Raw genomic sequence first — 18,913 nt, 5'->3', positions numbered from 1 at the left:
TCTGCGCGTAGGCGGCGGGGGTCGCGATAGCGATTCGGGACGAATCGTCGTGGCCGCGTGACCAATCGCAGCCGGGCGCTCATGGCGCTTTTCAGCTCCGCCGGCCTGTGCCTAGGATGCGCAAACCCCGCCAGCACGCCCGTCCATGACCGTCCGCTTGGGCCACAACGAGATCGGCCTGTTCCGTTACCTGGCCCTGTGGTCGGTGGTGGTGCTGGTGTTCGCCCTGCACGGCTGCCTGCGCGACGTGCAGGAAGGCACGGTGTGGTCGCCGTTCGATTACTGGCGCTGGTCGGCGATCCAATGGTTCGCCTGGGCCGCGCTGGCGCCGATCGTGTTCGGCTTGGGCGAGCGCCATCCGATCCAGACGCCGGTGCGGCTACGCTCGATCCTCCGGCACGCCTTGGCCAGCGTCGGCCTGACCTTCGTCGCGGTGTTCGTCGGCGCGGCGGTGTCCACCGCCTTCGAGCCCAGTTCCTTCGGCGACCAATTCGGCCAGTTCGTCGGCAAGCAGTTCCTGACCGGTCTGATCACCTACTCGGCCCTGCTCGGCATCCAGCACCTGCTGCGCCTGCAAGCCGAAAAGGCGCAGCGCGAACTCGAGGCCAGCCGCATGGCCACCGAACTGGCGCAGTCGCGCCTACAGGTGCTCAAGACCCAGCTGCAGCCGCACTTCCTGTTCAACACCCTGCACGCCATCGCCACCCTGCTCGACGAGGACACCCTGTCGGCCGAGGACATGCTGCTGCGCCTGAGCGATCTGCTGCGCGCGTTCCTGGAGGATTACGACGGTCAGGAAATCACCCTGCGCCGCGAGCTGGCCCTGCTCGATCTGTACCTGGGCATCCAGAACCGGCGCTTCAAGGACCGACTGAGCACGCGCATCTACGTCGCCCCCGACGTGCTGGACTGCGCCGTGCCCAGTCTGGTGCTGCAGCCCATCGTCGAGAACGCCATCCGCCACGGCATCGGCCAGCGCCTGGGCGAGGACCGCATCGAGATCGAAGCGCGGCGTGAAGGCGACAGCCTGTGCATCGAGGTACGCAACCAAAACAGCGAACTCGACGCCGACGCCAGCCCGGCCGGCCACGGCATCGGCCTGTCCAATACCCGCCTGCGCTTGCGGGAGCTGTACGGCGAGGCCGGCCAGCTGCGTCTGGACATGATCTGGCCGCAGGGTGTGGCCTGCCGCCTGCGCCTGCCCTACCGCGAACTGGAAGAATCCGAGGACGCGCCGGAGCATGCACCGGCATGAGCCTGGCGACCCTGGTCATCGACGACGAACCGATCGCGCGCCACGCGATCCTGCGCCTGCTGCGCCAGGACCCGGAGATCGAGATCCTGGGCGAATGCGGCGACGGCGCCTCGGCGGTGGCGGCGATCCGCAATCAGGCGCCGGACCTGGTGTTTCTGGACATCCAGATGCCGGTCATGACCGGCCTGGACGTGGTCGCCAGCATCGGCGCCGAGCGCATGCCGGCCACCGTGTTCGTCACCGCCTACGAGCAGTACGCGGTGCGCGCGTTCGAGGCCAACGCGGTGGACTACCTGGTCAAGCCCTTCAGCCGCGAACGCTTCGCCGCCACCCTGCAGCGGGCCAAGGCGCGCCTGGCCTCGGCCGGCGCCGAGGCGGTGTCGGCCGCGCGCATCCTGCAAACCCTGGAGTCGCTGCGCAAGCGCGAGGACTACCTGGAGCGCATTCCTATCCGCGTGGACGAACGCGTGGTGTTCGTGGCGGTGGACGACATCGTCTGGATCCGCGCCTCGCGCAACACCGTGCAGATCCATCTGGCCGACCGTGTGCACGAACTGCGCGAGACCATGACCGCTTTGGCCGAACGTCTGGACCCGCGCCATTTCGCCCGCGTCCACCGCTCGGCCATCGTCAACGTGCGCCGGGTCCAGGCCATCCACCCCTGGTTCAACGGCCACCACGTGGTCACCATGGACACCGGCCAGCAGCTGCGCATGAGCCGCTACCAGCACGAAGCCTTCCTGCGCCTGGCGACCACGCAGCGGCAGGATTGAACTTACCCTAGTCGGGCGCCTGCCCGCGGCCCGACCGCGCAACGGGCAGGCGGAACGGCCCGATCGCCGCATCCGCTTCGCCGAAGCGCACCCGATACCAATCGTCATCGTCGTCGGCCTCGCCCGGCACGATCTCCATCGCCGCGATAGGCCGGCCTTGCGCCAGCATGTGCGCGAAGATGTTTCCGGGTTGACGCTCCGGACGGTCCCAGCCGTGCGCGCGCTGGAATTCCTCGAAGCTGAGCGCGCCGGCCAGCAGCTCGTGCAGCAGTCGCGACGAGATCATGTAGCCCTCTCCCCCATAGTGGTATCGCCCCGCGGTGTGCGAAGGGTATCCATGCTTCTTGCGCCTGAGTTCGTCCAGGCGGTGCGTGGCGTTGAGCGGCGTGCGCACCGGCATCGGCAGGCGACCGGCGGCAGCGCTCAATAAGGCCTCCAATTCGGCCAGGTCGCGCGCGTGCGGTCCGCTGCGTGGATCGCCCAGTCGCGACGACACCAGCAGTCGATGCTCCAGGTACAGCGGCTTACGCTGTCCGAACGGCATAGGACCCGGTTCCACCACCGCGACCAGCAGAACCGCATCCACCGACTTCGTCCCCCGCAGGAACTCCTGCACGATCTGCTCGGCCGACACCGCTCCTCCCATGTTGTAGTTGCTCGCCCGCAACGCATTGCAGCCGCCGTCGCAAAGCAGCACCAGCTTGAGCGCAGCCTCGGGCGCCGCGCCCAGTTGCCGCGCCTTCTTGCGCAATGCCGCGTATATCGGGTTCTGGGTCAGCGAGTACGGCGTGGCGTAGGATGCATAGCTGCTGCTGTAGTAGGCCTGCTCAGGATGGTACGACAGGGTGAACTCGACGCCGTCTTCGCGATACCGCAGGGGCTCGCGCAAGTCTTCTTTGGCGACCGCGCGCAACCAAGGTTCGACATGGCGCTTGAACAGCGCTTGCAACTGCGACCTCTCCGGCAAGGCAAGCCTGACCGTCTCGTCGCCGTACTCGCCTTCGCGCTCGCTGCCGATATCGAGGCGAAAATGATTCGCCACCAATCCATGCTTGCGCGCAAGGCGGCTCAGCTCCGGCCCTAACCGATCCACAGGATTGCGTTCGTTGAGGCCCTTGTCCGAGGCGTAGGTGATATCGCCGACCAGCTCGCGTCCGCCGGCAAGGGTCAGATGCAGGTCCGGCTCGCGCCCGTCCGCCAGCGCCTGCTCATAAGCCAGCGATACCGAGGGCGCCAACGCCGCCAGCCACACCAGTTCCCATTCCGCCGCCATGCGGCCATCGACCGGGCCGTTGAGGCGCTGCACCAGACCGGCCAGCGAGGCCGCCGGCAACGCCGTGGCCAACGTATCCAACCGGCGCTGCTGCGCGCGTCGCGAGAAGATCATGCCGTCCCTGCCTGGTAGCAGGTCTCAGCATCCCACGACCAAGGATAGGCCTACAACGTGGCCGGCGCCTGTCGTTAGCCGCGCAGCGCGAGCGGACGCGGTTGCCGGCAAGGCTAGCCGCGCGGACCGCCCATCACCGGCAGCACGATGCCGCTGACGTAGGACGAACACACCGGCGAGGCCAGGAACACATAGGCCGGCGAGATTTCCTCCGGCTGCGCCGGCCGGCCCATGTCGCTGTCGCGCCCGAACTCGGCCACGTCCTCGGCGGGGCGATCGGCCGGATTCAACGGCGTCCACACCGGCCCGGGCGCGACCGCGTTCACGCGGATGCCGCGCTCGAGCAGATTGCTGGCCAGCGACTTGGTGAAGGCGTGGATGGCGCCCTTGGTCGCCGAGTAGTCCAGCAGCGCCTTGCTGCCGAACAGGCCGGTTTCGGAACCGGAATTGATGATCGACGCGCCGCGCTGCAGATGCGGCAGCGCCGCCCGCGCCATGTGGAAATAACCGGCGATGTTGGTCTGCAACGTTTCCTGCAGGTGCGCGTCGCTCAAGTCTTCCAGGCGTTCGCTGTGGAGCTGGAAGGCGGCGTTGTTGACCAGCACGTCCAGGCGGCCGAACTCCTCGACGGTGCGCCGCACCGCGTCTGCACAGAACTCGGGATCGCGCACGTCGCCCGCCAGGGTCAGGCATTGGCGTCCTTCCTCCTCGACATACCGCGCCGTTTCCTGCGCGTCCTCGTGCTCGTTCAAGTAAGCGATGGCCACGTGCGCGCCTTCGCGCGCGTACAGCACCGCGACCGCACGGCCTATGCCCGAGTCGCCGCCGGTGATCAGCGCGACCATGCCTTCGAGCTTGCCGCTGCCGGCGTAATCCGGTGCGAGGAAGCGCGGCTGCAGCGCCAGGTCGGCCTCGTTGCCGGGCTTGCGCAGATGCTGTGCGGGCATCGGATTCTTCGGCTGTTCGGCCAGGCCCGCCTGCACGGGCTTGGGTTCGTCTTTGCCCTGGTCGGGCTTGCGCCGGTCGCGCGCGTCCACATCGCGCTGGATCGCACGCTGGCGGCTAGCGGTTTTGTCGGCGCCGGTATCGGCTTTCGCGGCCTTGCGGGTCATGGCGGTGGCTCCTGTCTGGATGCGGCCTCAGCGTCGCTGCAGATCAATGGCGGCGCTTGACCATGTCGTCGCGCGCCTGCTCCGCGCGCGAGGCGCCGATGGCGGTTTCGACCTGCTTGACCTCTTCCGGCGGCGGCAGCACCGCCGGCAGGCCCAGCGACTCGATCCACAGCTCGCGGGTCCAACCGGTGGTGTGATAGAGGTGATGGTCCTCGTCGCTTTCCACCGCTTCGAACGCGGCCTTGAGCACGGCGACTTCATCGCCGCGGCCGTGCTCGGCCAGATGGCCGATCAGGTGCCAGTTCAGATGATCCTTGGTTTCGGCCAGCACCACGCATTCGCCGGCCACCAACTGCGCCGCATCGGCGCCGGCCTGATCGCGCGCCATTTCCATCGCCGCGACCAGCGACGCGCCCTGATGCGCGACCACGCTGCGTCCAGGGCTCTGCTGCTCGGGATCGAGGCCCAGCGTCTGGAACACGTTCATCAGCACACGTTCGTGCGTGCGCGTTTCTTCCAAATACTCGCCCCATTCCTTCTTCAGGTCTTCGTTGACGGCCAGCGTGACCGCCGTCTCGTAAATCTTGATGCCACCGCGTTCAGTTTCCAACGCCTGCAGCAGCAGTTCCTGCAATTGGTCGGCGCGGTATTCGTGCTTCTTGGCCATGTCCATCGCTCCTTAAGTGGGTTAACGCACGCAGCAGCGTGTTCATCTGCGCCTGCATCAGCCTGAGCGCGCGAGCGTGACGCGGGCGTCGAACGAACGGCGACGAACGAAAAGCAACACTGAACAATTCATCAAGAAAACGTTCGCTTCACCTCTGAGCAACCCGTGTGGGTTTATGGTGGCTTTAGCAGCCCAAAACCATTCATGGATCCGGCTGCAGGAGGTGCTCATGGAACTGGGCTACAACGAGATCGGCGCCGATCACAATTGGCGCATCAACGTCACGCACGGCACGCAGGATCTCGGCACGATCCGCAAGAGCGCCGATGGCGCCCGTTACGAGTACTACCATGGCGTGCGCAACGACTTCTGCTATTCCTGCGACAGCAACGATCTGAGCGCACTGAAGCGGCTGCTGTCGCTGCGCATGGGCCGCAGCGCGATGCCGATGCCGGCCTTAATCGGCTGACGCATGGCCAAGGCGGCTCGCCCGTCCCCTCGGCGCAAGCCGACGACAGCCAGCGCGCTGCTGCTGGTCGACATGATCAACGCTTTCGACTTCCCAGGTGGGGACGCGCTGGCGCGGGCGGCATTGCCGTGTGCGCGCCGCATCGCCGGTTTGAAATCGCGCATGACTGCGCTCGGCCTGCCGATCATCTACGCCAACGACAATTACGGCCAGTGGCGATCGGACTTCCGCCAAGTAGTCGCCACCTGCGGCGACAGCGAGCTGGGTGCGCCCCTGATCAAACTGCTGCACCCACAGGCAGACGACTACTTCGTACTCAAGCCTGCGCATTCGGCGTTCCACGACACGCCGCTGCAGGCCCTGCTCGAGCGTCTGGGCGTGAGCAAGCTGGTTATCACCGGCATAGCCACCGATAGCTGCGTGCTGGCCACTTCGCTGGAGGGGCACATGCGCCACTACCGCCTGTACGTGCCCGAGGACTGCACCGCGGCGCTGACCCCGGCGCGCAAGGCGCGCGCGCTGCGCCTGCTGCGCGAAACCCTGGAGGTGGACGCGCGCAAGTCGGCCTGGATTACCCAGCGCGAAATGACCGGCGATTGACGACTGTCGATGCGCAGCCGCAGCAACCGCGGGCGCGCTGCAGCGACCGGCGCTCGGTCCCGGGCTATTGACATGCAATACTTTTATTGCATTTAATGAGCCATGGACCCGGAGCAGATGGACCGCATCTTCAAGGCCTTGGCCGACCCGCGGCGGCGCCAGATCATCGATCAACTGCGCCGCGAGCCCGGGCAGTCCTTGTTTCAGATCTGCGCCTTCGCAGCAGCGTCGGGCGGCCAAGCCGTGTCCAGGCAGGCCGTCACCCAGCATCTGGACATGCTGGAGAAGGCCGGGCTGATCGGCATCACTTGGACGGGCCGCACCAAGCTGCACACCGTGCAACTGCAGCCGCTGCAAGACGCGGCGGATGCCTGGCTGTCCCAACACCTCAACGGAGCAAATCGGCCATGAGAATCTATGTCACCAGCGTGTTCGTCGACGACCAGGCTGCGGCGCTGGACTTCTATACGCAAAAGCTCGGCTTCGTGCTCAAGCACGACATTCCCTTGGGCGAATACCGATGGCTGACCCTGGTCTCGCCCGAGGATCCGGCCGGCACCGAACTGTTGCTCGAACCCGGCGCGCACCCGGCCGTCCCGCCTTACAAGGCGGCGCTGGTAGAGGACGGGATTCCGGCGACTTCGTTTCAGGTGGACGATATCGACGCGGAGTACCAACGGCTGCGAGCGGTGGGCGTGAGCTTCCAACTACCGCCCAAGGATGCCGGCAACGTACGCATGGCCATACTGGACGATACCTGCGGCAACTTGATCCAACTGGTTCAAATCAAGGCCTGATGGTGCCCGGAGCCGGACTCGAACCGGCACGGCCGCGAGGCCGGCGAATTTTAAGTCCGCTGCGTCTACCGATTCCGCCATCCGGGCATGGACCGCGCGGCGATAGCTTACGCCACGGCGCGGCGGCCGTGCGTCTATCGCGGGCAAAGAAAAACCCCGCCGTAGCGGGGTTTCAATTTGGAGGCCGAGGTCGGAATTGAACCGGCGTACGCGGATTTGCAGTCCGCTGCATAACCACTCTGCCACCCGGCCAGGTGACGGTCGCAAGCATAACGCTTGCACCGGCGATTGCCCAAACGGGCCGCGCCGGTAAAACAAAACCCCGCATGCGGGGCTCTGTCTGGGGATCGCTCCCCGAATACCGAGCAGGCGGGCCTAAGCCCTGCCTCGATCCGAACGGTGCGGGGACGTGCTGCCTCCCTGCCCCGAGCGGGTTGGCGATTATGGCCCGATCCGACCACCCAAGGCAATCTCCACGCCGGCGGGCCTCAGAATCCCAGCCACAGCCGCAAGGGATGCGCGGGGTCGGCGAGCAGGCGCAGCGCCAGCAGCACCGATACGGTGACCAGCAGCGGCTTGATCACCTTGGCGCCCTGCTTCATCGCGAAACGCGATCCCAGCTGCGCGCCGACGAACTGGCCCAGGCCCATGACCAGGCCCACCTTCCACAGCACCGCGCCGAAGGCCAGGAACACCGCGAACGCGCCCACGTTGGAACCGAAGTTGAGGAACTTGGTGTGCGCGGTGGCTTTGAGAATGCCGTAACCGGCCAGGCTCACGAAGCCCAGCATCAGGAACGAGCCGGTGCCCGGACCGAACACGCCGTCGTAGAAACCGATCAGCGGCACCACGGTCGCGCCGAACGCGAACGCGCTCATGCGCCGGTGGCGTTCGACATCGCCGATGCCGGGCTTGAGGCCGAAGTACACGGCGATGGCGATCAGCAGGAACGGCAGCGCCGCCTTGAGCACTCCGGCAGGCACCACGGTGGCGAGCAAGGCGCCCAGCACCGCGCCCAGCGCGGCGGTGAGCGCCATCGGCAGTTGTTCGCGCAGATCGACGTGGCCGTGACGCGCGTAGGCCCAACTGGCCGAGGCCGAACCGAACAGCGACTGCAGTTTGTTGGTGCCCAGCACCTGCAGCGGCGGTATGCCGGCCAGCAGCATGGCCGGAATGGTGACCATGCCGCCGCCTCCGGCGATGGCGTCGATGAAGCCGGCCAGCAGGCCGGCCAGGAACAGCAGCAGGAGTATCTGCAGGGCGAGTTCGGGCACGGAGGTTCCTTGGTGCTGCGTTTGCTGGTCATTCCCGCGAAGCGGACATCGGGCTCTATCGAAGCACGACTCTGAAGTCTCTGGATCCCCGCTTTCGCGGGGATGACGAGCAAGAGCTACGCGAACATTCAAAGAGGCGCGCCAATATAGAGGCGCGCAAACGAAAACAGGGCCCGGGGGGCCCTGTTTTCGTTCGAATTTGGAGCGGGAAACGAGACTCGAACTCGCGACATCTACCTTGGCAAGGTAGTGCTCTACCAACTGAGCTATTCCCGCAGAGGAAGCGACATTTTAGGCATGGAAAGAAAACTGTCAACACCCTGTCGCCGTTTTCTTTACAGCCCGGCGCCCGGCGTTCAGCCCTGGCGCCCCGGCCCCGTTGCCGGGTCCGGCGACTCGATTGGACCGGCCAGCTTCAACTGGTGGGCCGTTTCGCGTCTGCGCGCATTATAGGCCATGCCGCACGCAAATACGCTAGCCCCGACCACAAGGTCAGCAGCGCGGCCGCGGCCAGCATCCACTCGCCGATGCGGAAGGTCGGCAGGCCCATCAGCGGTTCCTGGTACAGCAGGCAGACCAGCGCGAGCATCTGCACCACCGTCTTGATCTTGCCGATGCTGGCCACTTTCACCGTCGCGCGCTGGCCCAGCTCGGCCATCCATTCGCGCAGCGCGGAAACCGCGATTTCGCGGCCCACGATCACCGCCGCCCACAGCGTCATCCACACCGTCGGATGCTTCTGCACGATCAGCAGCAGCGCCACCGCCACCATCAGTTTGTCGGCGACCGGATCGAGGAAGGCGCCGAAGGCCGAGTACTGGTTGTAGCGGCGCGCGATCCAGCCGTCGAGCCAGTCGGTGATCGAAGCGAAGGCGAAGATGAAGGCCGCCGCGAAGTTGGTCCACTTGAACGGCAGATAGAACACGACCACCAGGACCGGGATCAGCACGATCCGGGCCAGGGTGAGCATGGTGGGTACGGTCAACTTCATCCTTCGCTCCGCGTGCCGCCGTTGGCCGCTTTGGGGGTGGCCTTGGCCGGGGCGCCGGCATCCGGCGCGTCCAACCCGTGCAGGGTCGCATAGATGCGCTCTGCCAGGGCGGCATTCACGCCCTCGACCCGGGAAATTTCTTCGACGCCGGCCGCTTTTAGCCCACCCAGGCCGCCGAAATGCCGCAGCAGGCTGGCGCGGCGGCGCGGGCCGATGCCCGGGATGTCCTCCAGCCGGCTGCTGTTGCGCGCCTTCTGACGGCGGCCGCGGTGGCCGGTGATGGCGAAACGGTGCGCCTCGTCGCGGACCTGCTGGATCAGCTGCAACGCCGGCGATTCGGCGCCGGGACGCAGGGTGCGGCCGTCGGGCAGCAGCAGTTCCTCGTCGCCGGGGCGGCGCGCGGGGCCCTTGGCCACACCGACCAGGATCACGCCTTCCACGCCCAAATCCGCCATCGCCGCGCGCGCCTGCGCGACCTGGCCGGCGCCGCCGTCGATCAGCAGCAGGTCCGGGACCACGCCGTTGTCTTCCACCGCGCGGCGGAAACGCCGTTCGATCGCCTGGTTCATCGCCGCATAGTCGTCGCCCGGCTCGATCCCGGCGATGTTGTAGCGGCGGTACTGGCCGCGCACCGGGCCCTCGGCGTCGAACACAACGCACGAGGCCACGGTGGCCTCGCCCATGGTGTGGCTGATGTCGAAGCACTCGATGCGCGCCGGCAGCGCGGCCATGCCCAGCATGTCGCGCAGCGCTTCGGCGCGCGCCAGCTGGGCGGCGTGGCTGGTGCGCTCGGCGGCCAGCGACAGCTCGGCGTTGCGGCGCGCCAGGTCCAGATAGCCGGCGCGCTCGCCGCGCACGTTGCACTTGATCTGCACGCGGCGCTCGCCCGCGGCCGACAGCGCCTGTTCGATCAGTTCGCGGTCGGGAATGTCGCGGTCGAGCACGATCTCGCCCGGGGGCAGCTGCTCGCCGTAATACTGCGACACGAACGCGGCCAGCACTTCCTCGGGGTTGTCGTTGCCGTGGGTCTGCGGGTAAAAGGCGCGCGTGCCCAGGTTGCGGCCGTCGCGGAAGGCCAGCAGCAGCACGCAGGCGGCGGTGCCCTGCATGGCCACGGCCAGCACATCCAGGTCGGCGGCGCGGCCGTCCACGTACTGGCGCGCCTGCAAGGTGCGGATGGACACGACCAGGTCGCGCAGGCGCGCGGCGCTCTCGAAATCCAGGCGCGCGCTGGCCGCTTCCATCGCCTTGCCCAGCTCGTCGGTGAGCTCGTCGCTGCGCCCGTCCAGCAGCAGGCCGGCGCGGCGCACGCTCTCGGCGTATTCGCGCGCCTGCACCAGGCCCACGCAGGGCGCGCTGCAACGGCCGATCTGGTGCTGCAGGCAGGGCCGCGAGCGGTTGCGGAACACGCTGTCCTCGCAGCTGCGCAGGCGGAACAGCTTGTGCATCAGGTTGAGGGTGTCGCGCACCGCGCCGACGCTGGCGTAAGGGCCGAAGTAGCGCCCCGGGATCGCGCGCGGGCCCCGGTGCATGGCGATGCGCGGCCAGGCCTCCTGGGTCATCAGCACGTAGGGGTAGCTCTTGTCGTCGCGCAGCAGCACGTTGTAGCGCGGCTTGAGCGACTTGATCAGCTGGTTTTCCAGGATCAGCGCTTCGGTCTCGGTACGGGTGACCGTGACCTCCATGCGCGCGGTCTGCGCCAGCATGGCCATGATCCGCGCCGACTTGGGGGTGGCGTTGAAATAGCTGGAAACGCGGTTCTTCAGCGCGCCGGCCTTGCCGACGTAGAGCACCTTGTCGTCGGCGCCGATCATGCGGTAGACGCCCGGCGCGGTGCTGAGCTTCTTGACGAAGGCCTTGCCGTCGAACGCGGCCGCGTTCATGCGCGCTCCTGTGCGCGCCGCGCGGCGGGCGATGAGGCTGGGTTCGGGCGGGCGGTCGCTGGCACGGGCATCGGTTGGTGAATAAGGCCGATTATGCGCGAACGCAAGATGCGCGATCCGGGATCTGGATTCAGGTGGGTGATGGAGGCTCGCGGCGCGAGTGCGGCGTTGCGCGAGCCCTCACCCCAACCCCTCTCCCGTGAACGGGAGAGGGGCCATAGAGCGGTCCCTTCTCCCGCTTGCGGGAGACGGTGCCCGGAGGGCGGATGAGGGCGGCTTTGCCTTGAGGCTCGCAAGCGTCAGCTAGCGCAGCCTCAATTCCTGGCGCAAACGCGCGATCGCGCCGTCGGCGGCGCGGTCCAGCAGCTGGAACACATGCTCGAACTGGGCCGGGCCGCCGGTGTAGGGGTCCGGGACCTCGCCCTCGTGCTCCACCCCGGTCCAATCCAACAACAGCGCCGCGCGCGCGTGAGCGCCGTGCGGCATGCGTGCGCGCACGTCGCGCAGGTTGGCGCGGTCGGCGCACAGCAGCCAATCGAAGTCGCGGTAGTCGGCGGGGCCTAGTTGGCGCGCGCGCAGGCCGGCGATGTCGATGCCGTGCTCGGCGGCGTTGGCGATCGCGCGGCGGTCGGGCGGCTGGCCCACGTGCCAGTCGCCGGTGCCGGCCGAATCCAGCTCGACCTGGCCGGCCAGGGTCGAGGCTTGGATGCGCGCGCGCAGCACGCCCTCGGCCACCGGCGAGCGGCAGATGTTGCCCAGGCAGACAACGAGCAATCGCATGCTCAGGCTTCCCGCGCCAGCTGCGCTTCGGCGCGCGCCAGGTCCTCGGGCGTGTCCACGCCGGGCGGGAACGGCGCGGGCGTGAGCGCCACGGCGATGCGGTGGCCGGCTTCGAGCACGCGCAACTGCTCCAGCGATTCGATCCGCTCCAGCCGGCCCGGCGGCATCGCGGCGAAACGCTGCAGGAAGCCGGCGCGGTAACCGTAGATGCCGATATGGCGCAGCCATGGGCCGCCCTGCGGCATGCGCGTGCGGTCGCGCGCGAACTCGTCGCGCGGCCATGGGATCGGCGCGCGGCTGAAGTACAGCGCATCGCCGTTGTCGGCGCGCACCAGCTTGACCGCGTTGGGATCGAGCAGGGTCTCCACGTCGCTCACCGGCGCGGCCAGGGTCGACATGGGTGCGCCGCTGTCGAGCAAGGCCTGCGCGCAGGCGCGCACGCCGGCCGCGGGCGCGAACGGCTCGTCGCCCTGCAGGTTCACCACCACGGTGTCGTCCGACCAGCCGGCGATGCGCGCGCATTCGGCCAGACGGTCCGTGCCGGAGGCGTGCGCAGTGTCGGTCATGGCTATGCGCACGCCGCTGCCGTCCAGGGCTTGGGCGATGCGCTCGTCGTCAGTGGCGATCCAGACCTCGCGCGCGCCCGCGGCCAGGGCGCGCCGCGCCACGTGCAGCACCAGCGGCTCGCCGCCGAGCAGGCGCAGCGGCTTGCCCGGCAGGCGGGTGGCGGCGTAGCGCGCGGGGATGGCGACGACGAATTCGAGTGCGGCGGCAGCCGTCATGGTTTGACCTTTGTCCTGATAAAGATGAGAATAAATCTCATTAGCAATTCGGCAAGGATGCCGCGCCGCGCGCCCGCCCGGGGCGCCGCCAGCCAGCCGGTCCTGCCAGCGCTCCGGCCAGCCATCCCTCCGACGACCGTTCGCCGCCGCACCGGCGGCGCGCGCGTCCGTTTCCGTGCCCCTTTCATTCTATCGACAACCACGATGCCCTCCCCTCGCCCGCGCGTCACCGCCCCGCTCCCCCTCCGTTCCCTGCCGCGCTCGCCGTTGGCGCTGTGCCTGCTGGCCGCGCTCGCGCCCGCGCTGGCCCAGGCCCAGCAGACCGTGCCCGACGGCAGCGACGCCACCGACCTGCAAGGCGTGGAAGTCACCGCGCAGCGCCTGGACGGCTACGCGGTGCGCAACAGCGCCACCGCCACCCGCCTGAACCTGTCGCCACGCGAGACGCCGCAGTCGATCAGCGTGATCACCCGCGAGCAGATGGACGATTTCGGCCTGGACGACGCCAACGCGGTGCTGGCCACGGCCACCGGCGTCAACGTGGAGAAGATCGAGACCGACCGCACCTACTACAGCGCGCGCGGCTTCGACGTGACCAATTTCCAGATGGACGGGCTGGGCCTGCCGTTCACCAACGGCGGCCAGGAAGGCGACCTGGACACCGCGGTGTACGAGCGCATCGAGGTGCTGCGCGGCGCCAACGGCCTGCTCTCGTCCACCGGCAACCCGTCGGCCACGGTGAACTTCGTGCGCAAGCGCCCAACCCGCGAGTTCCAGGGCACGGCCGGGCTCAGCCTGGGCAGTTGGAACCGCCGCCGCCTGGACCTGGACCTGTCCGGCCCGCTCAACGAGGCCGGCAGCCTGCGCGGCCGCGCGGTGGCCGCCTACCAGGACGGCGACAGCTACCTGGACCGCTATGCGCTGGACAAGCGCGTGTTCGCCGGCGCGCTCGAGGCCGACCTGGGCCCGGGCACCCTGCTTACCGTCGGCTTCAGCCAGCAGCGCAACCGGCCGACCGCGCCGATGTGGGGCGCGCTGCCGCTGTACTACAGCGACGGCAGCGCCACCGACTACGACGTGTCCACCAATCCGTCGGTGCCTTGGTCGTACTGGAACACCACCGACACCCGCGCCTATGCCGAGCTGTCGCAGGCGCTGGGCGGCGACTGGACCCTGCGCGCCGCGCTGAATTATCGCGAGTTGGAAGGCGGCGGCGATCTGTTCTACGTCTACGGCACGCCCGACCGCGCTACCGGCCTGGGCCTGTTTTCGTATCCATCCAACTTCAACAGCACCGAGTACGAAAGCCTGGCCGACCTGTACGCCAGCGGCGGCTTCGAACTGGGCGGGCGCCGCCACGAGCTCATGCTGGGCCTCAACAGCGCGCGCAACCAGTCCAATCAGTTGTCCTGGTACAGCGCCGACATCGGCACGCCGCTGCCGCCGATGGAGCAATGGACCGGCGCTTATCCGCGTCCGAGCTTCGACGCCTATGCCAACGGCGCGGATTTCCTGACCCGCCGCGACAGCCTGTACGCGAGCGCGCGCTGGAACCTGTCGGACCGGCTCAAGCTGATCACCGGTGCCAACCACACCCGCATCGAAAGCAGCGGCCAAAGCTACGGTACCGCGCACCGCTACCGCGCCGACCGCACCACGCCCTACCTGGGCGCGGTCTACGACCTGGACGCGAATCTGTCGCTGTACGCCAGCTATGCGCGCATCTTCAATCCGCAGACCGAGGTGGACGTGAACCACCGGGTGCTGGAGCCGGTGCAGGGCCGCCACACCGAGCTGGGCTTGAAGGGCGAATGGTTCGAGCAGCGCCTCAACGCCAGCCTGGCGCTGTTCCGCGTGGAGCAGGACAACACCGCCGAGTACGCGGGTTACGACACTCAGACCCTGAGTTCGTATTACCGCGGCATCGACGCGACCTCGACCGGCTTCGAGCTGGAAGTGACCGGCCGCGTTGCGCCGGGCTGGCAGCTGGCCGCGGGCTACACCCAGCTGCGCATCGAGGACGCCGACGGCGACGACGCGCGCACCTACGTGCCGCGCCGCACGCTGCGGCTGTCCACCACCTACGACATCGCCGCGATCGAGGGATTGAGCGTGGGCGCGCAGCTGCGCTGGCAGGACGAGATCCACCGCGACCAGGGCGCGCAGGACACGGCCGGGCGCCCCATCGTCACCCGACAGCCATCGTATGCGCTGCTGGGTTTGATGGCGCGCTATCGCTTCAACGAAAAGTTCAGCGCGAGCCTGAACCTGGACAACGTCACCGATCGCAAATACATCAATAGCCTGTATTGGGCGCAGGGATATTACGGCGCTCCGCGCAATGCGATGTTGAGCCTGGACTATCGATTCTGAGGGCGTGGCGATGCCGCCGACTCTGTTGGGTCGGCGGCACCGATGCCTCGAAACTCAGGTTTGCGGCAGGATGTTGCGCAAGTAATTGTTCAAGTGATCGGCTTGCAACTGCGCGTGCACGCCGCGGCACTGCATGCTCAGGATCTTCTGATAGGCCTCGGCCCGACTGGGGCTTTGTTTGAACGGGTGCAGCGCCGCTTCGGCCGCGCATTGCTCGGTCGTGTAGCGCTCCCATAGCTGCTGCGCCTCGATGAAGCGCTGGCGCGCCGCCGCGGCTTCGGGCCGCGATGCGCTCAAGGCGGTCAGGCGATCCAGCGTGGCCTGATAGGCAGCGGTCATGTCGCTTTCCGCCTGTTCCGGATCGACCTGGTCGTCGTCGGCGGCCAGGGCCCAGCCTGGCAGCAAGCAAACGGCCAGTAGTGCGCTGTACTTGTGCATGGGGCTCCTGGCGATAGTGGCGCTGGGGCTTGGGGTGTCGATCTTCGCTTGCGCGGCGCCGGGCCGCAACGATCGGATTACGGCGTGCGCAGCGCACCGAGCCTGGCCAGCAACGCCACCCAGAACGCCTCGGGCAGTTCGGTGCGCACCGGCACGCTGTAGTACTGCTCGGTAACGAAGCCGCCCTCGCCCACGCCGGCCAGCTTGACCGCGTCCTTCTCGGTCATCAGCACCGGCAGCTGGCTGCCGAATTCGAAGTCGGCGGCGACGTAGCGGTGATGGTCGGGAAACGCGTGCGGGACCACGGCGATGCCGAAGCCGCGCAGCATGCCGAAGAAACGCTCGGGGTCGCCGATGCCGGCGACCGCGTGCACGCGCTGGCCGGAATAGGCGCTGAGCTTGCGCCCGCGGCCGCCCAGCACCGGCTGCACCTGGTCGGCGACCAGGCGCATCGGCCATTCGCCGAAGCCGGTCTCGCCGGCGGCGAAGCCCGCGCCGCCGTTGACCTGGGCGATGTTGACCACGCGGAAATCGCAGAGCGAGGCGCGCTCGGGCAGTTCGCGCAGCGGGCCGGCCGGCAACAGCTGGCCGTTGCCGTAGCGTCGGCGGCCGTCGACCACTTCGATTTCGATATCGCGCGCCAAGCGGTAATGCTGCAAGCCATCGTCGCAGATCACCACGTCGCAACCGGCCTCGGCCAGGGCGCGCGCGGCGGCGTAGCGGTCGCGGTCCACGCGCACCTTGGCGCCGGTGCGCGCGGCGATCAGCACCGGCTCGTCGCCGCCCAGGCGCGGGTCGGTGCTCGCTTCGATCCAGAGCGCGCCGGCGCCGTCATCGCGGCCGTAGCCGCGGCTGGCCACGCCCGGTGTCCAGCCTTCGCTGCGCAGGCGCTCGACCAGGGCGATGGTCATCGGCGTTTTGCCGGCGCCGCCGGCGGTGATGTTGCCCACCACCAGCACCGGTACGCCGGGATGGCGGCGGCGCAGCCAACCCTTCGAATACAGCTTGCGGCGCAGGCCGGTGACCGCGCCGTACAGCGCCGACAGCAGCCGCGCGCTGACCGGAATGGGCGCATCGCCGTACCAGTACGCCGGCACGCGGGTGCGACGTTCGTTGCTGCCTGCGGCCATGGCTTACTCGGCCTCGCGGAACTGCATGCGGTGCAGGTGCGCGTACAGCCCGCCCTGGGCCAGCAGCTGGCTGTGGCTGCCGCGCTCGACGATGCGGCCCTGATCCATGACCAGCACCTGATCGGCGTGTTCGATGGTCGACAGGCGGTGCGCGATCACCAGCGTGGTGCGGTCGGGCATCAGCCGTTCCAGCGCGTCCTGGACCAGGCGTTCGGATTCGGTGTCCAGCGCGGCGGTGGCCTCGTCCAGGATCAGGATGGGCGCGTCCTTGAGCATGGCGCGGGCGATCGCCAGGCGCTGGCGCTGGCCGCCGGACAGACGGCCGCCCTTGGCGCCGATGTGGGTCTGCACGCCCTCGGGCAGGCGTTCGACGAACTCCTGGGCGTTGGCGCCGGCCACCGCGCGCTGCAGGCGCTCGGGCGCGGCGTCCTGCAGTTCGCCGTAGGCCACGTTGGCCGCGACGGTGCCGTCGAACAGCATCACCTGCTGGCCGACCAGGGCGATCTGCCGGCGCAGGTCGCTGAGTCGGTAGTCCTGCAGCGGCTCGCCGTCGAGCAGGATCTGCCCGGATTCGGGTTCGTAGAAGCGCGGCAGCAGCTTGATCAAGGTGGACTTGCCGCTGCCGGAGCGGCCGACGATGGCGGTGACCGTGCCCGGACGGGCGCTGAAGCTCACCCCGTCCAGCGCCGGCTGGGTCTGGCCGGGATAGCGCGCGACCACGTCGCGGAATTCGATCTCGCCGCGCACCCGCTGCACGCTACGGCTGCCGTTATCGGGCTCGTCGTCGGAGTCCAGCACCGAGAACAGGCGCTCGGCCGAGGCCACGCCGCGCTGGAGCATGTTCTGCACGTTGGTGAGCTGGCGCAGCGCCGGAATGATCGCGATCATCGAGGTCATCAGGGTCACGAACTTGCCCGCGTCCAGCCGTCCGGCCAGCGCCTCGCGGCCGGCGACGAACAGCAGCAGGGCCAGGCCCACCGCGCCCATCAGCTGGACCATCGCCGAGGCGATGGAACGCGTGGACTCGACCTTCATGCTCAGTTTGAGGTGGTTGTCGGCGATGGCGCCGTAGCGCTGCAACTCCACGCCCTGCGCGCCGTAGACCTTGACCTCCTGCTGGTTGCCCAGGGCCTGGTCGGCCGACTGCAGCAGCGCGCCCGCGCTTTCCTGGATGCGGTGGCTGATGCGGCGGTAGCGGCGGCCGATCTTGTCCATCACGAAGGCCAGCGGCGGCGCCATCAGCAGCACCGCCAGGGTCACCTGCCAGCTGGCGTAGAGCATCGCGCCCAGCAGCGCCAGCGCCTGGAAGCTCTGCTGCAGCATCACCTTCATCGCGTCGACCGCGGCCTGCGCGACCTGGTCGCTGTCCGAGCCCAGGCGCACCAGCATCGACGGCACTGGCTCGGTGTCGAAGCGCAGGCCGGGCAGGCGCAGGTACTTGCCCAGCACGTTCACGCGCAGGTCGCGGGCGATGCTGCGGCCGGCCTTGGCCATGTGGTAGTCGGTGATGTAGCCGGCGATGCCGCGCAGCAGGAACAGGCCGACGATGGCCAGCGGCAGCAGTGTGCTGAGCTGTTTTTCCTTCTCGATGAAGGTCAGGTTGATGATCGGCGTCATCAAGGTGGTGAACGCGCCGGCGGCCGCCGCCTCGATCAGCATGCCGATCAGCGCCAGCCACAGCAGCCCGCCGTACGGACGGGCGAAGCCCAGCAGGCGGCGGTAGGTCTGCCAGGGCGAGACCTGGGCGGTCACCGCAGGCCCTCGCTGCCGCCGGCGCCGGTGGGCGGCGCGGTCGCGCTCATGATGCGGCGGAAGCCGAGCTGGCCCAGCGCGTCGTAGACGGTGACCACGGCCTGGTACGGCGTGCGCGCATCGGCGCGCAGCAGCACTTGGCGGTCGCGGTCGCTGCCGGCGACTTCGGCGATGGTGGTCTTCAGCGATTGCAGATCGTCGCGCAGCACTTCGCGGTCGTCGACGAAATAGCGGCCCTCGGCGTTGACCAGCACGATCAGCGCCTTGGAGGTGTCGCTGGACGGCTCGCCGCTGGCGCGCGGCAGCTCCAGCTTCAGCACCGAACGCGCGTCGAAGGTGGCGGTGACCACGAAGAAGATGATCAGCACCAGGATCACGTCGATCAACGGGACCAGGTTGATCTCCGGTTCGTCGTCGGCGCGGTGGTCGCGGATGCGCATGCCCTGCCCG

Annotated in this window: 19 protein-coding genes and 3 tRNA genes; 7 read left to right on the top strand and 15 right to left on the bottom strand. The window is 68.3% G+C overall.

Annotated elements, in window-relative coordinates; all coding sequences use genetic code 11:
• Positions 1 to 145: 145 nt before the first annotated feature.
• Together DX914_RS04110 and DX914_RS04105 are read left to right on the top strand one after the other, a co-directional pair.
• The gene (locus tag DX914_RS04110; RefSeq protein WP_115857772.1) at positions 146 to 1,255 is read left to right on the top strand and encodes a sensor histidine kinase; all 1,110 of its coding nucleotides are present in this window, start codon (positions 146 to 148) and stop codon (positions 1,253 to 1,255) included.
• A complete protein-coding gene (locus tag DX914_RS04105) occupies positions 1,252 to 2,028 on the top strand; it encodes a LytR/AlgR family response regulator transcription factor (RefSeq protein WP_115857771.1) in 777 nt (258 codons plus the stop codon). Before DX914_RS04110 ends, DX914_RS04105 begins: the two co-directional genes overlap by 4 nt.
• A 7-nt stretch (positions 2,029 to 2,035) precedes the next feature.
• Here DX914_RS04105 and DX914_RS04100 read toward each other — a convergent pair whose 3' ends face one another.
• The 3 genes from DX914_RS04100 to DX914_RS04090 all read right to left on the bottom strand — a co-directional run bounded on the left by DX914_RS04100 (position 2,036) and on the right by DX914_RS04090 (position 5,194).
• Positions 2,036 to 3,415 (bottom strand): hypothetical protein, encoded by a 1,380-nt coding sequence (locus tag DX914_RS04100; RefSeq protein ID WP_115857770.1) that lies wholly within the window; start codon positions 3,413 to 3,415, stop codon positions 2,036 to 2,038.
• A gap of 113 nt (positions 3,416 to 3,528) precedes the next feature.
• A complete protein-coding gene (locus DX914_RS04095; RefSeq protein ID WP_115857769.1) occupies positions 3,529 to 4,527 on the bottom strand; it encodes an SDR family oxidoreductase in 999 nt (332 codons plus the stop codon).
• Positions 4,528 to 4,570: 43 nt separating this feature from the next.
• Positions 4,571 to 5,194 carry a hypothetical protein gene (locus DX914_RS04090; protein WP_115859124.1) on the bottom strand — a complete coding sequence of 208 codons (624 nt, stop codon included), beginning with the start codon at positions 5,192 to 5,194 and terminating at the stop codon, positions 4,571 to 4,573.
• A 229-nt stretch (positions 5,195 to 5,423) separates the two neighbouring features.
• Here DX914_RS04090 and DX914_RS04085 point away from each other — a divergent pair, with 229 nt between their 5' ends.
• The 4 genes from DX914_RS04085 to DX914_RS04070 all read left to right on the top strand — a co-directional run bounded on the left by DX914_RS04085 (position 5,424) and on the right by DX914_RS04070 (position 7,060).
• Positions 5,424 to 5,663, top strand: coding sequence for a hypothetical protein (locus tag DX914_RS04085; protein WP_115857768.1), 240 nt, complete (start codon positions 5,424 to 5,426; stop codon positions 5,661 to 5,663).
• A gap of 3 nt (positions 5,664 to 5,666) precedes the next feature.
• The gene (locus DX914_RS04080) at positions 5,667 to 6,263 is read left to right on the top strand and encodes a cysteine hydrolase family protein (RefSeq protein WP_115857767.1); all 597 of its coding nucleotides are present in this window, start codon (positions 5,667 to 5,669) and stop codon (positions 6,261 to 6,263) included.
• 117 nt (positions 6,264 to 6,380) lie between these two features.
• Positions 6,381 to 6,674, top strand: a complete 294-nt coding sequence (locus DX914_RS04075; RefSeq protein WP_196778815.1) for an ArsR/SmtB family transcription factor — start codon at positions 6,381 to 6,383, stop codon at positions 6,672 to 6,674.
• Positions 6,671 to 7,060: a VOC family protein gene (locus DX914_RS04070; protein ID WP_115857765.1), complete on the top strand. Its 390-nt coding sequence runs from the start codon at positions 6,671 to 6,673 to the stop codon at positions 7,058 to 7,060. Before DX914_RS04075 ends, DX914_RS04070 begins: the two co-directional genes overlap by 4 nt.
• Here DX914_RS04070 and DX914_RS04065 read toward each other — a convergent pair.
• From DX914_RS04065 to kdsB, 8 genes are all read right to left on the bottom strand, one after another.
• Positions 7,061 to 7,147, bottom strand: a tRNA-Leu gene (locus tag DX914_RS04065).
• 91 nt (positions 7,148 to 7,238) lie between these two features.
• Positions 7,239 to 7,312: transfer RNA gene (locus DX914_RS04060), tRNA-Cys, on the bottom strand.
• A 236-nt stretch (positions 7,313 to 7,548) separates the two neighbouring features.
• A complete protein-coding gene (locus DX914_RS04055; protein WP_115857764.1) occupies positions 7,549 to 8,334 on the bottom strand; it encodes a TSUP family transporter in 786 nt (261 codons plus the stop codon).
• Positions 8,335 to 8,534: 200 nt separating this feature from the next.
• A tRNA-Gly gene (locus DX914_RS04050) sits at positions 8,535 to 8,610 on the bottom strand.
• A 139-nt stretch (positions 8,611 to 8,749) separates the two neighbouring features.
• Entirely contained in the window at positions 8,750 to 9,325 is a 576-nt protein-coding gene (gene pgsA / locus DX914_RS04045; protein WP_115857763.1) for a CDP-diacylglycerol--glycerol-3-phosphate 3-phosphatidyltransferase, read from the bottom strand.
• The gene (gene uvrC, locus DX914_RS04040) at positions 9,322 to 11,208 is read right to left on the bottom strand and encodes an excinuclease ABC subunit UvrC (RefSeq protein WP_115857762.1); all 1,887 of its coding nucleotides are present in this window, start codon (positions 11,206 to 11,208) and stop codon (positions 9,322 to 9,324) included. The genes pgsA and uvrC overlap by 4 nt, the downstream gene beginning before the upstream one ends.
• Positions 11,209 to 11,511: 303 nt before the next feature.
• Entirely contained in the window at positions 11,512 to 11,988 is a 477-nt protein-coding gene (locus DX914_RS04035) for a low molecular weight protein-tyrosine-phosphatase (protein WP_115857761.1), read from the bottom strand.
• A 2-nt stretch (positions 11,989 to 11,990) separates the two neighbouring features.
• Positions 11,991 to 12,770, bottom strand: coding sequence for a 3-deoxy-manno-octulosonate cytidylyltransferase (gene kdsB, locus DX914_RS04030; protein ID WP_115857760.1), 780 nt, complete (start codon positions 12,768 to 12,770; stop codon positions 11,991 to 11,993).
• A 204-nt stretch (positions 12,771 to 12,974) separates the two neighbouring features.
• Here kdsB and DX914_RS04025 point away from each other — a divergent pair, with 204 nt between their 5' ends.
• The gene (locus DX914_RS04025; protein WP_115857759.1) at positions 12,975 to 15,143 is read left to right on the top strand and encodes a TonB-dependent siderophore receptor; all 2,169 of its coding nucleotides are present in this window, start codon (positions 12,975 to 12,977) and stop codon (positions 15,141 to 15,143) included.
• A gap of 54 nt (positions 15,144 to 15,197) precedes the next feature.
• On the opposite strand, the gene DX914_RS04020 is transcribed toward DX914_RS04025, so the two are convergent.
• The 4 genes from DX914_RS04020 to DX914_RS04005 all read right to left on the bottom strand — a co-directional run bounded on the left by DX914_RS04020 (position 15,198) and on the right by DX914_RS04005 (position 18,903).
• A complete protein-coding gene (locus tag DX914_RS04020; RefSeq protein ID WP_115857758.1) occupies positions 15,198 to 15,581 on the bottom strand; it encodes a lysozyme inhibitor LprI family protein in 384 nt (127 codons plus the stop codon).
• A 77-nt stretch (positions 15,582 to 15,658) separates the two neighbouring features.
• Positions 15,659 to 16,711, bottom strand: coding sequence for a tetraacyldisaccharide 4'-kinase (gene lpxK / locus DX914_RS04015; RefSeq protein WP_115857757.1), 1,053 nt, complete (start codon positions 16,709 to 16,711; stop codon positions 15,659 to 15,661).
• A gap of 3 nt (positions 16,712 to 16,714) precedes the next feature.
• Positions 16,715 to 18,463 carry a lipid A export permease/ATP-binding protein MsbA gene (msbA, locus tag DX914_RS04010; RefSeq protein WP_231118137.1) on the bottom strand — a complete coding sequence of 583 codons (1,749 nt, stop codon included), beginning with the start codon at positions 18,461 to 18,463 and terminating at the stop codon, positions 16,715 to 16,717.
• Positions 18,460 to 18,903, bottom strand: a complete 444-nt coding sequence (locus DX914_RS04005) for an ExbD/TolR family protein (RefSeq protein WP_115857756.1) — start codon at positions 18,901 to 18,903, stop codon at positions 18,460 to 18,462. The genes msbA and DX914_RS04005 overlap by 4 nt, the downstream gene beginning before the upstream one ends.
• Positions 18,904 to 18,913 lie beyond the last annotated feature (10 nt).

It is taken from the genome of Lysobacter silvisoli (assembly GCF_003382365.1).
GTDB classification, from domain to species: Bacteria; Pseudomonadota; Gammaproteobacteria; order Xanthomonadales; family Xanthomonadaceae; genus Lysobacter; species Lysobacter silvisoli.
The sequence above is the reverse complement of the archived record's forward strand: the minus strand, read 5'-3'. Positions and strand labels throughout refer to the sequence as shown.

Bases quoted from the DNA above. Each gene is read 5' to 3' on its own strand.
- DX914_RS04110 (WP_115857772.1), top strand. From the start codon at position 146: ATGACCGTCCGCTTGGGCCACAACGAGATCGGCCTGTTCCGTTACCTG.
- DX914_RS04105 (WP_115857771.1), top strand. From the start codon at position 1,252: ATGAGCCTGGCGACCCTGGTCATCGACGACGAACCGATCGCGCGCCAC.
- DX914_RS04100 (WP_115857770.1), bottom strand. From the start codon at position 3,415: ATGATCTTCTCGCGACGCGCGCAGCAGCGCCGGTTGGATACGTTGGCC.
- DX914_RS04095 (WP_115857769.1), bottom strand. From the start codon at position 4,527: ATGACCCGCAAGGCCGCGAAAGCCGATACCGGCGCCGACAAAACCGCT.
- DX914_RS04090 (WP_115859124.1), bottom strand. From the start codon at position 5,194: ATGGCCAAGAAGCACGAATACCGCGCCGACCAATTGCAGGAACTGCTG.
- DX914_RS04085 (WP_115857768.1), top strand. From the start codon at position 5,424: ATGGAACTGGGCTACAACGAGATCGGCGCCGATCACAATTGGCGCATC.
- DX914_RS04080 (WP_115857767.1), top strand. From the start codon at position 5,667: ATGGCCAAGGCGGCTCGCCCGTCCCCTCGGCGCAAGCCGACGACAGCC.
- DX914_RS04075 (WP_196778815.1), top strand. From the start codon at position 6,381: ATGGACCGCATCTTCAAGGCCTTGGCCGACCCGCGGCGGCGCCAGATC.
- DX914_RS04070 (WP_115857765.1), top strand. From the start codon at position 6,671: ATGAGAATCTATGTCACCAGCGTGTTCGTCGACGACCAGGCTGCGGCG.
- pgsA (WP_115857763.1), bottom strand. From the start codon at position 9,325: ATGAAGTTGACCGTACCCACCATGCTCACCCTGGCCCGGATCGTGCTG.
- uvrC (WP_115857762.1), bottom strand. From the start codon at position 11,208: ATGAACGCGGCCGCGTTCGACGGCAAGGCCTTCGTCAAGAAGCTCAGC.
- DX914_RS04035 (WP_115857761.1), bottom strand. From the start codon at position 11,988: ATGCGATTGCTCGTTGTCTGCCTGGGCAACATCTGCCGCTCGCCGGTG.
- kdsB (WP_115857760.1), bottom strand. From the start codon at position 12,770: ATGACGGCTGCCGCCGCACTCGAATTCGTCGTCGCCATCCCCGCGCGC.
- DX914_RS04025 (WP_115857759.1), top strand. From the start codon at position 12,975: ATGCCCTCCCCTCGCCCGCGCGTCACCGCCCCGCTCCCCCTCCGTTCC.
- DX914_RS04020 (WP_115857758.1), bottom strand. From the start codon at position 15,581: ATGCACAAGTACAGCGCACTACTGGCCGTTTGCTTGCTGCCAGGCTGG.
- lpxK (WP_115857757.1), bottom strand. From the start codon at position 16,711: ATGGCCGCAGGCAGCAACGAACGTCGCACCCGCGTGCCGGCGTACTGG.
- DX914_RS04005 (WP_115857756.1), bottom strand. From the start codon at position 18,903: ATGCGCATCCGCGACCACCGCGCCGACGACGAACCGGAGATCAACCTG.